Origin of the sequence: Aliidiomarina quisquiliarum, assembly GCF_023922585.1 — a bacterium.
Taxonomy (GTDB): Bacteria; Pseudomonadota; Gammaproteobacteria; order Enterobacterales; family Alteromonadaceae; genus Aliidiomarina; species Aliidiomarina quisquiliarum.
Window position 1 is genome coordinate 273,772 of the sequence record NZ_JAMFTN010000021.1, and the last position, 12,291, is coordinate 286,062.

General features: G+C 50.5%; 13 protein-coding genes. 10 read left to right on the top strand and 3 right to left on the bottom strand.

The window, feature by feature from the left end:
• Position 1: 1 nt before the first annotated feature.
• On the bottom strand, positions 2–1,156 hold the full coding sequence (gene pseC / locus M1L23_RS09255) for a UDP-4-amino-4,6-dideoxy-N-acetyl-beta-L-altrosamine transaminase (protein WP_252627055.1): 1,155 nt from the start codon (positions 1,154–1,156) through the stop codon (positions 2–4).
• On the bottom strand, positions 1,153–2,154 hold the full coding sequence (gene pseB, locus M1L23_RS09260) for a UDP-N-acetylglucosamine 4,6-dehydratase (inverting) (protein WP_252627056.1): 1,002 nt from the start codon (positions 2,152–2,154) through the stop codon (positions 1,153–1,155). Before pseB ends, pseC begins: the two co-directional genes overlap by 4 nt.
• Positions 2,155–2,393: 239 nt before the next feature.
• Here pseB and M1L23_RS09265 point away from each other — a divergent pair, with 239 nt between their 5' ends.
• Positions 2,394–2,663, top strand: coding sequence for a hypothetical protein (locus tag M1L23_RS09265; protein WP_252627057.1), 270 nt, complete (start codon positions 2,394–2,396; stop codon positions 2,661–2,663).
• Positions 2,664–2,819: 156 nt separating this feature from the next.
• On the opposite strand, the gene rpsT is transcribed toward M1L23_RS09265, so the two are convergent.
• A complete protein-coding gene (gene rpsT, locus M1L23_RS09270) occupies positions 2,820–3,086 on the bottom strand; it encodes a 30S ribosomal protein S20 (protein ID WP_252627058.1) in 267 nt (88 codons plus the stop codon).
• A 325-nt stretch (positions 3,087–3,411) separates the two neighbouring features.
• Between rpsT and murJ the strand changes: the two genes are divergently transcribed.
• The 9 genes from murJ to M1L23_RS09315 all read left to right on the top strand — a co-directional run bounded on the left by murJ (position 3,412) and on the right by M1L23_RS09315 (position 12,291).
• The gene (gene murJ / locus M1L23_RS09275) at positions 3,412–4,929 is read left to right on the top strand and encodes a murein biosynthesis integral membrane protein MurJ (RefSeq protein WP_252627129.1); all 1,518 of its coding nucleotides are present in this window, start codon (positions 3,412–3,414) and stop codon (positions 4,927–4,929) included.
• 119 nt (positions 4,930–5,048) lie between these two features.
• The gene (gene ribF / locus M1L23_RS09280) at positions 5,049–6,023 is read left to right on the top strand and encodes a bifunctional riboflavin kinase/FAD synthetase (RefSeq protein ID WP_252627059.1); all 975 of its coding nucleotides are present in this window, start codon (positions 5,049–5,051) and stop codon (positions 6,021–6,023) included.
• On the top strand, positions 6,016–8,871 hold the full coding sequence (ileS, locus tag M1L23_RS09285; RefSeq protein WP_252627060.1) for an isoleucine--tRNA ligase: 2,856 nt from the start codon (positions 6,016–6,018) through the stop codon (positions 8,869–8,871). Before ribF ends, ileS begins: the two co-directional genes overlap by 8 nt.
• Complete coding sequence (gene lspA / locus M1L23_RS09290; protein WP_252627061.1) at positions 8,871–9,404, top strand: signal peptidase II; 534 nt, start codon at positions 8,871–8,873, stop codon at positions 9,402–9,404. Before ileS ends, lspA begins: the two co-directional genes overlap by 1 nt.
• The gene (gene fkpB, locus M1L23_RS09295) at positions 9,397–9,837 is read left to right on the top strand and encodes an FKBP-type peptidyl-prolyl cis-trans isomerase (RefSeq protein ID WP_252627063.1); all 441 of its coding nucleotides are present in this window, start codon (positions 9,397–9,399) and stop codon (positions 9,835–9,837) included. Before lspA ends, fkpB begins: the two co-directional genes overlap by 8 nt.
• A 2-nt stretch (positions 9,838–9,839) precedes the next feature.
• On the top strand, positions 9,840–10,790 hold the full coding sequence (gene ispH, locus M1L23_RS09300; RefSeq protein WP_252627064.1) for a 4-hydroxy-3-methylbut-2-enyl diphosphate reductase: 951 nt from the start codon (positions 9,840–9,842) through the stop codon (positions 10,788–10,790).
• A 108-nt stretch (positions 10,791–10,898) separates the two neighbouring features.
• Positions 10,899–11,393: a prepilin-type N-terminal cleavage/methylation domain-containing protein gene (locus M1L23_RS09305; RefSeq protein WP_252627065.1), complete on the top strand. Its 495-nt coding sequence runs from the start codon at positions 10,899–10,901 to the stop codon at positions 11,391–11,393.
• Positions 11,387–11,857 (top strand): hypothetical protein, encoded by a 471-nt coding sequence (locus tag M1L23_RS09310; protein ID WP_252627066.1) that lies wholly within the window; start codon positions 11,387–11,389, stop codon positions 11,855–11,857. The genes M1L23_RS09305 and M1L23_RS09310 overlap by 7 nt, the downstream gene beginning before the upstream one ends.
• Positions 11,845–12,291: a hypothetical protein gene (locus M1L23_RS09315; RefSeq protein WP_252627067.1), complete on the top strand. Its 447-nt coding sequence runs from the start codon at positions 11,845–11,847 to the stop codon at positions 12,289–12,291. Before M1L23_RS09310 ends, M1L23_RS09315 begins: the two co-directional genes overlap by 13 nt.

Here is a 12,291-nt window from a genome sequence, read left to right on the forward strand (position 1 = left end):
ATCATTCCCAGTGCTTAGCTAAGGCCAACAAGGTTTGAATAATATGCTCTTGTTCGCTGGCGCTTAAGTCTACGTACAACGGCAAGGTAATCGCTTGGTTATAATAGAGTTCCGACTGCGGAAATTGACCACGGGCAAAACCTAAAGGGCGAAAGTCGGGCTGCCAGTGCACCGGAATATAATGCACATGCACACCAATATTCGCGGCCCGTAAGTCATTGAATAGTTGTAACCGTTGCGCCGCCGGCACCTGAATAACAAACAAGTGATAACTAGAATACACCTGCTCGGACAGCTGTAAAAAGGCCACCTTGGTGTTACTAAAGGCCTTGCGATATTGGCTAGCCAATTCATTGCGCGTGGCTACAAAAGTGTCTAACTGGCTTAATTGGCTTAAGCCCAGGGCCGCTTGAATGTCGGTCATGCGGTAATTAAAGCCCAGTTCGCGCTGTTCATAATACCAAGGCTCTGGGTGTTTCGCTTCCATTCGCTTAGGGTCGCGGGTAATGCCATGGCTACGCAATTCTTGGGCGCGCTCGGCAAGGGCTTGATTGCGGGTGGTTAGCACGCCACCTTCGCCGGTGGTAATGATTTTAACTGGATGAAAACTAAACACAGTAAAGTCGGAATAGGTACAAGCACCTACGGGTAAGTTTTGGTAGCGGCCACCAATGGCATGGCTGGCGTCTTCAATAATAAAAATACCTAGCGGCTTGGTAAGCGCGGCAATGGCTTGCATGTCGCAGCTGGCGCCAGCAAAGTGCACTGGAATAATAACCTTGGGTAAGCGCCCGGTGTGTTGGGCGTGGGCTAATTTAGCTGCTAAGGCCTGCACACATAAGTTGCCCGTAGTGGGATCAATATCAACAAAATCCACCTCGGCACCACAATAGCGGGCGCAGTTGGCCGAAGCCACAAAGGTATTAGGCACCGTCCACACTAAGTCACCGGGGCCTACATTTAAGGTTAAGCAAGCCACATGCAAAGCCGCCGTAGCCGACGACAGCGCCACCCCATAAGGGGCATGGCAATAATCGGCAATAGCTTGTTCAAAGGCTGCCACCCGTGGCCCTTGGGTAATTAAGGGGCTTTGTAAAGCCTCTACTACAGCGTCTATATCGGCGGCTGAAATGCGCTGGCGACCATAGGGAATCATGAGTAAGCCATCATGTTAAATTGACGTATTTGCTCCTGGGTTAAAAACTCAGGGTTTTTTTCTGAATTGTATTCAAAGCCAACGGGCACTTGCTCACCCTGTTCGCCTAAACCGTTTTGGGCATAGTTGCGTTTGCCATCGTACATACGAATGGTTGGTGCAATAACAAAGTGATCATCAAACTCAAAGGTATGATAACTGTCGTCGGCAGGGCACATAACTTCATGCAGTTTTTCACCAGGCCGAATACCAATAATTTTGTGCGGCAAGCTGGGTGCCATGGCGGTGGCCAAATCACTAATCCGAATCGACGGAATTTTAGGCACGAATATTTCGCCCCCACGCATACGGGCAAAGTTATTCAGCACAAAGTCTACCCCCTGTTGTAGGGTAATCCAAAAGCGGGTCATGTGGCTGTCGGTAATAGGCAGTTCGGTGGCGCCTTGGTTAATTAGTTTTTGAAATAGCGGTACCACCGAGCCACGAGATCCAACCACATTACCGTAACGCACCACGGCAAAGCGGGTTGGGCGGTCGCCAGTCATATTATTGCCGGCCACAAACAATTTGTCGGAACACAGCTTGGTGGCGCCATATAAGTTAATAGGGTTGGCGGCTTTGTCTGTCGAAAGCGCAATCACTCGCTTTACCCGGTTGTCAATGGCGGCAAACACCACGTTTTCAGCACCATCTACATTGGTTCGAATACATTCAATAGGGTTGTATTCCGCCGCAGGCACCTGTTTAAGGGCCGCTGCGTGTATCACGTAGTCAACACCATACATCGCACGAGACAAACGCTCTCGGTCACGTACATCGCCAATAAAGTAGCGCATACACGGCTGATCGAACTGCTGCTGCATTTCCGACTGCTTCAGCTCATCGCGGCTAAAAATAATAATCTTTTTTGGTTTGTAGTGTTTTAATAAGGTTTCAGTATAACGCTGGCCAAAAGAGCCCGTGCCGCCGGTAATAAGAATAACTTGGTTGTCAAACATGCTTTCGACTCACTGTGTTAGTTTAGCTTTTGCCGCAGCCACTGGCGCTGCACCAGTTACAGACTGTCAAATACGTGACCATTATCGCTGCTAAGTATATGAAGTACACCATTTATACACGAGTATATGCAACTATCATGCAAACCAGCGGGTTTTTCTACTACTAAACTTATATTTTCTCGTTGCTTTCTCCGTGCTATTGTGTGCTCACGTTTATCCATGGCAGTAGGGCTAGTTAAGTGACCACGCGAGAGTTACAAATAGAAAGAGAGCTTTTAAGATGTCTGGAAGAAGTAGCGGCACAAACAGGGGTAACCTTGGCCTCTGACTTAAACCAACATTCTACCTTAGTAGAATCCGGTTTAGACTCGTTAGCCATGTCGATGGTTATTGCGTTAATGGACGAACGGCTTGGCAGCCAACCCTTTGGCGACGCGTCGTTAGAAGGGGTGCCTAATACCTTAGCCGAACTGGTATTAGCTTATAAGCGAATGGAAGAAGACTACTAAACAGGGCAGCTCGAGATATAGAAGGGGATGCCCGCACAAGGTAACGGATCGAAATTTCCGTAACCGAAAAATTCTATGCTGGAATGGGAAGGGGATAAAACAGAAATGTTAACATCAGGCAATGCGTAGAATAGCATCGCCTGACATCAAACAAAATTAAGCAGCAAGTGCCTTAATTTGTGCAGCTAGGCGGCTCTTATGACGAGCAGCTTTATTCTTATGAATCAAGCCTTTGGTCGCAGCGCGATCCAAAATTGGCGTTAAATCAGCATAAGCTGTTTTCGCTTTTTCCTGATCGCCAGCAGCAATAGCTGCAATAACTCGTTTCATGTAAGTGCGCATCATAGAACGACGGCTGGCGTTGTGCTGACGGTTGTTCTCTGCCTGTACCGCACGCTTTTTCGCAGACTTAATGTTAGCCAAGGTGAACTCCTGAAATAATTCGTATAAAAAACTGTACTTGATTTTAAGGTCGAGGACTATGCCTTTTCCGCATTAAAATGTCAATGGAATAGACACTTATTTGCATAGATTATCGCTTACAACACGGGTTTAGATCAAGCGCCATGTTATATCGCTCTACAAAAAGAATGCCATTGCGTAACATTAGCAAGCTTTCGAGTTATTTCGCTGCGTGTTAATCTGAGCCGCAGAACGCTTCTTAAATGCCGTGGACCCATGCCCAGTGACTAAACAAGCAACACCCAAACCACCCAAATTACTTCGCTCTGGGCTAATTGTAAGCACCATGACTTTCCTTTCCCGCGTATTAGGGTTACTGCGCGATGTGGTTATTGCCGGGTTAATGGGCGCGGGCGCAGCCGCCGACGTATTCTTTTTTGCCAACAAAATACCAAACTTCTTACGCCGCCTATTTGCCGAAGGCGCCTTTGCCCAAGCTTTTGTACCGGTGCTAACAGAATACCACCATGGCAAAAGCCTTAGCGACACTCGGCTACTTATTGCCCGTACCGCCGGTACCTTAGGTACGTTAGTGGGCGTGGTTACTTTGGTGGCCGTCGTGCTGTCGCCGGTAGTGGCAGCATTATTTGGCATGGGCTGGTTTTTAGACTGGTACAACGGTGGCCCCGACGGCGCTAAGTTCGAGCTGGCCAGTTTATTATTAAAAATAACCTTTCCTTATTTGTTCTTTATTACTCTTACAGCTTTGGCTGGCGCGGTACTAAATACCATGGGCCGTTTTGCCGTGGCGGCCTTTACCCCAGTGCTATTGAACGTGGCTATTATTACTGCTGCTATTTATGTAGCCCCTAAGCTGGCACAGCCTGAAATTGGTTTAGCCCTCGGGGTATTTTTTGGCGGCCTTATTCAGTTTTTGTTTCAGCTACCGTTTTTAAAGCGGGCAGGAGTTTTAGTGTGGCCCAAATGGGGCTGGCGCGACCCCGGCGTGGTGCGTATTCGCACCCTTATGATCCCCGCCTTATTTGGCGTGTCGGTAAGCCAAATTAACTTACTGTTCGACACCCTCATAGCTAGCTTTTTACAAACGGGCTCTATTAGTTGGCTGTATTATGCCGACCGTTTACTTGAATTTCCGCTCGGCTTGTTTGGTATTGCCATTGCTACGGTTATTTTACCGGCGCTTTCCGCGCGCCATGTTACCGAGTCGCTCGACGACTATCGCCAAACCCTCGACTGGGGCGTGCGCATGGTAGTTATTTTAGGCGTGCCAGCCATGGCGGGGCTTATTGTATTAGCCGAGCCCATGCTTATGGCGCTGTTTATGCGTGGCGAATTTGCCGCTAGCGACGCCTTGCGGGCATCTTGGGCGCTTACCGCCTACGCCACGGGCTTATTAAGCTTTATGTTGGTGAAAGTATTGGCCACCGGCTTCTTTTCGCGCCAAGACACAAAAAGCCCAGTGAAATACGGTATTATAGCCATGGCGTCGAACATGGTACTGAATGTGGTGTTTGCAATTCCTTATGGTTATGTAGGCTTAGCTATCGCCACCGCTTTATCGGGCACCATTAACGCCTTGCTGCTAGGTACCGTATTATATAAACAAGGGGTGTTGGCGCTACCCAAAGCAACCTTAGTGTTCTTTGTACAAGTGGTTGCCGCAGCGCTCATAATGGCGGCGGTAGTAGTGTGGTTTAACCCGGCCCGAGAACTATGGATTCAGGCCGCGCTGCTTGAGCGTATACTTTGGCTCGGTGGCCTCATTAGCGCCGGTGGTGTTACCTTTGTCGCCAGTTTTTTTATGCTCGGTGGCCGCCCACGGCATTTACGCACCGAACACTAAGGTTAAGTAACAAGTTATGCTACAAACCCAATAAATAAGCACAAGGTTAAATATGAAAGCCAACAATAGAAAACGCAGGTGCTGAATCCTATGTTTAATTTAGCTATACTCGCGCGCTTATGAAGTTAATTCGTGGTTTACATAATATTCGCCCGCGGCACCGCCATTGTGTGCTAACCATCGGCAATTTCGACGGCGTGCATTTAGGGCACCAAGCGGTTTTAAAGCGCCTGCAAGAGCATGCGCGGCAGCTGCAGGTGCCTGCCGCAGTAATGATCTTTGAGCCACAGCCACTAGAATTATTTCGCCCGGAACAAGCGCCGGCACGAATTAGCCAATGGCGGGAAAAATACGAGCTCATGTGCAAGCTGGGGTTAGACTACTTAGTGTGCACGCGCTTTAGCGCCGAATTTTCGCAGCAGCCAGCCCGGCACTTTATTGAAGAAGTGTTAGTGGGCAAGCTTGGTGTGCAACACTTGGTAGTGGGCGACGACTTCCGCTTTGGCCGTAATCGCGAAGGCGACTTTGCCTTGTTGCAACAAGCTGGCGCCGAATTAGGCTTTAGTGTTACCAATACGGAAAGTTATCGGCAGTCGGCTACTCGGGTATCTAGCACATTAATTCGCGAAGCCTTAGTGCGAGGCCAGTTTGTCGACGCGGCCACCATGTTAGGCCACCCGTTTCATTTTAGTGGTCGCGTGGTGCATGGTGAAAAAAATGGCCGTAAATTAGGCTTCCCCACCGCCAATTTACCCCTGCGTAGGCTGCATAGCCCATTACATGGGGTGTTTGCGGTTAGTGTTACCGACGGCAAGCAGCATTGGCAAGGGGTCGCTAATGTGGGTAAACGGCCTACATTTGGTGGCGAACAACTTCAATTAGAAGTACATTTAATCGACTTTAATGGCGACCTGTACGGCCAGCGGCTAAGGGTTTATCCAGAATTTCATATTCGCGAAGAGCAGCGGTTCCACTCTTTGCCAGCGTTAAAAGCGCAAATAGCACAAGACGTAGCGGCAGGGCGCAACTGGTTTGCGCATAAGCCACATTTATTTAGTATTCAAGCGACTACAACGGACAGCATTCATGAGTGATTACAAAGCAAGTTTGAACTTACCAGACACACCTTTTCCAATGCGTGGAAACCTGGCTCAGCGCGAGCCCGACATGCTCAAGCGCTGGTATGCAGACGACTTGTACGGGCAAATACGTAATGCCCGTGCCGGCCGTGACAAATTTATTTTGCACGACGGCCCTCCCTATGCCAATGGCTCGATTCACATTGGCCATGCGGTTAATAAAATTATTAAAGACATGGTGGTAAAGTCTAAAACCATGAGTGGTTTCGACGCTCCTTATGTACCCGGCTGGGACTGCCACGGCCTACCTATTGAATTAGTAGTGGAAAAAAAGCACGGCAAACCCGGGCAGAAGCTAACCGATGCTGAATTTCGTGCCAAGTGCCGTGAATACGCTTTAACCCAAATCGACGGCCAGCGAGAAGACTTTAAACGCATGGGCGTGTTTGGCGACTGGGACAACCCGTACCTCACCATGGACTTCAAACAAGAAGCCAATATTGTTCGGGCGCTTGGTACCATTATGGAACGCGGCCATTTACAGCAAGGCTTTAAGCCTGTGCATTGGTGTACCGACTGTGGTTCAGCCCTAGCGGAAGCGGAAGTTGAATACCAAGATCGTACCTCACCGGCTATCGACGTGCGCTTTCAAGTAACCGACGAAGCCGCCATGCTGAGTAAGTTCGAACTTAGCACTGACAGTGGCAATGAAGGCCAAGGCCCTATTAGCGTGCTTATTTGGACCACCACACCGTGGACTATTCCGGCCAACATGGCGGTTACCCTTTCCGCGGGCATGGAATACGCCTTAGTACAGGTGGAAGCCGACGGTGATCGCGCCGCAGAACGCCTTATTTTAGCCAGCGACTTAGTTACCGAAGCCATGAACCGCTACGGCGTTACTAACTACCAGCAGCTTGGTTTTTGTAGTGGTGCGGTACTCGAACACTTACTGCTGCAACACCCATTGCAAAACCGCACCGTGCCTCTTATTTTAGGCGACCACGTTACCACCGACTCAGGTACCGGTTGTGTGCATACGGCCCCAGGCCATGGTGTCGACGACTTTAACGTAGCCCAGCAGTACGGCATTGAAGTGTACAACCCAGTAGGCGACAACGGTGTTTACCGTGCCGACACGCCTGAATTTGCTGGCCAGCATGTGTTTAAAGCCAACCAAACTATTATCGACAGCTTAAAAGCTTCAGGGCGCTTAATGCACCACGAAAGCTATCTGCATTCGTACCCCCACTGCTGGCGCCATAAAACCCCAATTATTTTCCGTGCCACGCCACAGTGGTTCGTAAATATGGATCAACAAGGCTTGCGCGCCCAAGCGTTAGAAGAAATTAGTAAAGTGCGCTGGATCCCAGAATGGGGCGAACAGCGTATTGCCGGCATGGTCGACGGACGTCCCGACTGGTGTATTTCCCGCCAGCGTACCTGGGGTGTACCGTTAACCTTGTTTGTGAATCGTGAAACCGACGAACTGCACCCGCGCTCGCTAGAACTACTTGAAGCAGCGGCACAAAAAATTGAACAAGCAGGTATTCAAGCCTGGTTTGATCTCGATCCAGCCGAATTGCTAGGCGACGAAGCCGATCAATACCGCAAACTCACCGACACCCTCGACGTCTGGTTCGACTCGGGCGTTACCCATTATGCGGTATTGGCGCAAAACAAAGACTTAGCCTGGCCGGCCGACTTATATTTAGAAGGCTCCGACCAGCACCGCGGTTGGTTCCAATCGTCGTTGCTCACCGGCGTTGCCACCCAAGGTAAAGCACCTTACAAACAAGTGCTTACCCACGGCTTTACCGTCGACGGTCAAGGCCGCAAAATGTCCAAGTCGCTTGGCAATGTGGTTGCGCCACAAGAAGTATGGAATAAAATGGGTGCCGACATTCTGCGCCTATGGGTAGCCTCTACCGACTACACGGCCGAAATGACCGTGTCCGATGAAATTTTAAAGCGCTCCGCCGACGCCTACCGCCGTATTCGTAATACAGCCCGGTTCTTATTAGCCAACTTAAATGGTTTTGAGCCAGCCAAGCACGAAGTAGCCGTAAGCGACATGGTGGCGGTTGATCACTGGATTTTAAACCGTGCTCGAGTGCTGCAAGACGAATTAGAAAAAGCCTACGATGGTTATCAATTCCTTACCGTGGTGCAAAAACTAATGCACTTCTGCTCTATTGAGCTAGGTAGCTTCTACCTCGACATTATTAAAGACCGCCAGTACACGGCCAAACTCGACAGTGTGGCGCAGCGCTCGTGCCAAACCGCCATGTGGCACATTGTTGAAGCCATGGTGCGCTGGATAGCCCCAATTATGAGCTTTACCGCTCAAGAAATTTGGGAGTTTATGCCAGCCCCAACCACAGGTACACGCGACAAATATGTATTTACCGCTGAATGGTACACGGCTTGGCCGGAAGGTGTAGAACAAGCCGACCGCATAGGCAACGCCAATTGGTTGCAGTTATTAGCTGTGCGCGCAGAAGTGAACAAAGCCTTAGAACAAGCCCGCAAAGACAAACATATTGCTGGCTCGTTACAAGCAGAAGTTACTTTGTTTGCGGCACCTGAATTACTTAAAGTATTAAGCTTACCAGGTGAAGAGCTGCACTTTATTTTGCTTACCTCGGAAGCCACCGTGGTACCGAACGACCAAGTACCAGCCGCAGCACAGGCCACCGAAGTAGAAGGCTTAAGTGTGCTAGTAGCCCGTACCGAGCATGAAAAGTGCAGCCGTTGTTGGCAGCACCGGCCCGACGTGGGCAGCCATAGCGAACACACCAGTTTATGTGGTCGTTGTGTAACTAACGTCAGTGGTAACGGCGAAATACGGGCCTTTGCCTAATGCCGGCTAAACATAAACAGTCGGCCAAACCGCAGCACTGGCGCGACAGTGGGCTAAAATTACTGTGGCTAAGTGGGTTAATAATTGCCCTCGACCAACTCACCAAGCAGTGGATTTTACACAATGTGGCGTACATGGCAGAACGCATTGAAGTACTGCCATTTTTTAATATTATTCACGTGCGAAACTACGGCGCCGCTTTTAGTTTTTTAAGCGACCAAGGGGGCTGGCAAAAGTTTTTGTTTGTCGCTTTAGCACTGGTTATTAGTGGTGCATTAGCGGTTATGTTGCGCCGCCAAGGCAGCGACCAGCGCCGGGTAAATATTGCCTTTGCGCTAATTATCGGTGGCGCCATTGGCAATGTTATCGACCGTATTTGGCTTGGCTCAGTGGTCGACTTTCTCGACCTGTACTACGGTAATTACCACTGGCCGGCCTTTAACGTGGCCGACAGTGCCATTGTGTTAGGCGCCCTTACTATGGTGCTCGACAGTGTGCTTGGCGTCCGTCAGAATAGGAAAGAACATGAGTGAACTAGCAATAATAGGTGCCAACAGCAAAGTGGTTATGCACTTTGCCATTAAACTCGACGACGGCTCTGCCGCCGACAGCACCCGTGTGCATGGTAAGCCGGCCCGCCTTACCATTGGCGACGGCAACCTAACACCAAATTTTGAAAATTGCTTGCTGGGCTTAAAAGCAGGCGACCAGCGCGAGTTTACCCTCGAGCCTGCCGACGCCTTTGGCGAGCCAAACCCGCAAAACATTTACCGTGTCGAGCACAGCCGCTTTTCTGCTGATGCACCGGCGGAAGTAGGCAATATTATTGCTTTTACCCAACCCGATGGCCGCGAACTACCTGGCATTATTCGCGACATATCTGGTTCAATGGTCACTGTAGACTTTAATCATCCACTGGCGGGGCAACGTGTTACCTTTGCCGTGGAAATACTAAGTGTGGAGTAGACATGAAAATTATTTTGGCTAATCCGCGTGGTTTTTGTGCCGGTGTTGATCGGGCCATAACCATTGTTGAACAAGCATTAGAACTGTTCGAACCGCCTATTTATGTACGCCATGAAGTGGTACATAACAAGCATGTGGTCGAAGGCCTGCGCGGCCGTGGCGCAGTGTTCGTTGAAGAGCTCGATCAAGTACCCGACGACAGCATTGTTATTTTCAGTGCGCACGGGGTTTCTCGGGCGGTACGCGACGCAGCTACCGAGCGCGGGTTAAAAGTATTCGACGCCACCTGCCCATTGGTAACCAAAGTACACATGGAAGTTACCCGAGCCAGCCGGCGTAATAATGAATGTGTGCTCATTGGTCACTCGGGTCACCCGGAAGTAGAAGGCACCATGGGGCAGTACTCCAGTGCGACTGGCGGCATTTACCTGGTAGAATCCGTGGCCGACGTGGCCAAGCTTGCAGTAAAGCACCCAGAAAACTTGCACTACATGAGCCAAACCACGTTGTCGGTCGACGACACGGCCGATATTATCGACGCCTTACGTGAACGCTTCCCTGAAATTCAAGGGCCCCGTAAAGACGACATTTGTTACGCCACGCAAAACCGCCAAGACGCAGTGCGTGAACTGGCTAACGAAGTCGACGTTATGTTAGTCGTTGGGGCGAAGAACAGCTCCAACAGTAACCGCTTACGTGAGCTAGCAGAAAAAATTGGCCCACGCTCCTATTTAATCGACGACGCCGACAGTATCGACGCCGCTTGGCTCGAAGGTGCTAATGCCGTGGGCGTTACCGCAGGCGCTTCAGCACCAGAAATACTGGTACAAGAAGTTATTCAGCGCCTTCGTAACTGGCATGGCGAAGGTGCCAGCGTGGAAGAGCGCGAAGGCCGAAAAGAAAACATTACCTTCTCTATACCGCCAGAATTGCGAGTGCAAAACGTCGGCTAAGTTGTAACTGCTGGCGTAACTGCTTACGTAAGACAAAGCTTAACTTGTTAGCGCCGCTGCTCAAGCCGCACCATACTAGCCCTACCATATTACTGGTGGGGCTTTTTTATGGCTGAACAACACATACAAAATAACGGCTTTACACTGCTAGAGCTTATGCTAGTGGTTAGTTTATTGGCGGTATTGGGCGGCCTTGGGGCAACTAGCTTACTCAATTGGCAGTGGCGTAGTCAGTATTTAGCCAAGCTAAACGCTATTGCCGTGGCCGTGCAGCAGGCCCAGCGCCATGCACAGCGCGGCCATCACGACTATTGGCTGAGCGTTGAAGGGCATTGTATTTGGTTGCATACCCACGCCACGGGGCAGTGCGAAGCCCATGGGGTGGTGTTTCAGCAGCCGTACCTAAGCTGGCAGCCACAATTTACCCATGGCCACCAACTGCGCTTTATGGCCGGGCGAGGTTTGTCGGGCTTTGGCTCTGGGCGTATTCGGCTGGCGCATCAACGCTTTCCCAGCCACGAAGCGGCGGTTATTGTTAGCTCCCTTGGCCGGGTGCGGGTGTGTGAAAACGAACCCTTACTGCGTGGGGTGCCCTTATGCTAAAAACTTGGCTGCTCAGCCGCCAGCGTGGTTTAACGCTGCTAGAAATTCTGCTTACTACCGGTTTAGTGGCTATGCTTAGTACAGCACTGCTCAGCTGGCATTTACACTTTCAACACAGCTTGCACCAAAGCCAACAGCAACAACAAACCGAACAAGCGTTGCAGCACTGGCTGCATTGGTTGTGGCGCGACTTACAAAATACCTTGGTGGCTTCGCCACACGACTGGAGCTACGACACCAGCAACCAATGTTTATTGTATGGCGAAGTAGGCGTACGGGTGAAGTCGAACAACTTACAGTGGCGGCCGCAACAAGCCACCTGCGACAGCCCCGGCTGGCAGGCCCTGAACAACCCCCAGCAAATACGCATTGCTCGGTTAGAAATAACAGCACAGCGATTGTGTCTAAGTGCTCGCCTCCGTGGCCAGCAGCAAACAAAGGCTTGTTTACCGTGGCCAGTATAAATTTAGCTAAATTAGGCCGGCCCCAGCAGGGCAGTGTGATTTTGCTGGTGCTTGGTACCTTAGCGGTTAGCTCCTTAGTGCTGGCAGACACAGTACTCGACCACCAACAACGGTTACAACAAGAGCTCGAACGAACCTATTTAGCCGAGCTACATATTGTTGCCCAGTCCGTATTCGACCAAGCGGGCTTAGTGCTTGAAGCGGGCCTAATATCGGGCCAAGCACACCCAAGTTGGCCCACCCAATGGCAGGTGCCGCAGGGCATTACCTATAGGGCTGAACTTAGCCCTGAAAGCTGCCCCGGCAACTACCCCGGCCATTGCTATCGTATCGAACTCACCTTGTATGGTCGTGGTGGTACTAGCTTGCAACGACAGCAAAAATACTGGGGCGAGGCCGGTTGCGGTAGTGCTTGGCTAATGGGTAGCAACTAA

What these genes read in the sequence shown, in the direction of transcription:
- pseC (WP_252627055.1), bottom strand. Translation starts at nt 1,156, where the DNA reads ATGATTCCCTATGGTCGCCAGCGCATTTCAGCCGCCGATATAGACGCT.
- pseB (WP_252627056.1), bottom strand. Translation starts at nt 2,154, where the DNA reads ATGTTTGACAACCAAGTTATTCTTATTACCGGCGGCACGGGCTCTTTT.
- murJ (WP_252627129.1), top strand. Translation starts at nt 3,412, where the DNA reads ATGACTTTCCTTTCCCGCGTATTAGGGTTACTGCGCGATGTGGTTATT.
- ribF (WP_252627059.1), top strand. Translation starts at nt 5,049, where the DNA reads ATGAAGTTAATTCGTGGTTTACATAATATTCGCCCGCGGCACCGCCAT.
- ileS (WP_252627060.1), top strand. Translation starts at nt 6,016, where the DNA reads ATGAGTGATTACAAAGCAAGTTTGAACTTACCAGACACACCTTTTCCA.
- lspA (WP_252627061.1), top strand. Translation starts at nt 8,871, where the DNA reads ATGCCGGCTAAACATAAACAGTCGGCCAAACCGCAGCACTGGCGCGAC.
- fkpB (WP_252627063.1), top strand. Translation starts at nt 9,397, where the DNA reads ATGAGTGAACTAGCAATAATAGGTGCCAACAGCAAAGTGGTTATGCAC.
- ispH (WP_252627064.1), top strand. Translation starts at nt 9,840, where the DNA reads ATGAAAATTATTTTGGCTAATCCGCGTGGTTTTTGTGCCGGTGTTGAT.
- M1L23_RS09305 (WP_252627065.1), top strand. Translation starts at nt 10,899, where the DNA reads ATGGCTGAACAACACATACAAAATAACGGCTTTACACTGCTAGAGCTT.
- M1L23_RS09310 (WP_252627066.1), top strand. Translation starts at nt 11,387, where the DNA reads ATGCTAAAAACTTGGCTGCTCAGCCGCCAGCGTGGTTTAACGCTGCTA.